This is a genomic window from Bradyrhizobium sp. Mp27, assembly GCF_029953005.1.
Classification (GTDB): domain Bacteria; phylum Pseudomonadota; class Alphaproteobacteria; order Rhizobiales; family Xanthobacteraceae; genus Bradyrhizobium; species Bradyrhizobium barranii.
This window is the reverse complement of sequence record NZ_JASAUS010000685.1, coordinates 1-368: the sequence shown is the minus strand read 5'-3', so window position 1 is coordinate 368 and position 368 is coordinate 1. Positions and strand designations below refer to the sequence as shown.

The following is a 368-nucleotide window of genomic DNA, read 5'->3' as shown; positions in this document are numbered from 1 at the left end:
GGCGACGCCGCCGCCCGGGACGATGCCTTCCTCGACCGCCGCGCGGGTCGCATGCATCGCGTCATCAACGCGATCCTTGCGCTCCTTCACCTCGACCTCGGTCGCGCCGCCGACGCGGATCACCGCGACGCCGCCAGCGAGCTTGGCGAGACGCTCCTGGAGCTTCTCACGGTCGTAGTCCGAGGTGGTCTCCTCGATCTGCGCCTTGATCTGGGCCACGCGCGCCTCGATGTCGGCCTTCTTGCCGGCGCCGTTGACGATCGTGGTGTTCTCCTTGTCGATCATCACCTTCTTGGCGCGACCGAGCATGTTGAGCGTGACGTTCTCGAGCTTGATGCCGAGATCTTCCGAGATCGCCTGGCCGCCGG

At 66.8% G+C, this 368-nt stretch carries 1 protein-coding gene; it reads right to left on the bottom strand.

Annotation, left to right across the window (positions count from 1 at the left end):
• A partial coding sequence (locus QJT78_RS52315) for a TCP-1/cpn60 chaperonin family protein (protein ID WP_281460965.1) occupies positions 1-368 on the bottom strand: 368 nt, incomplete at both ends.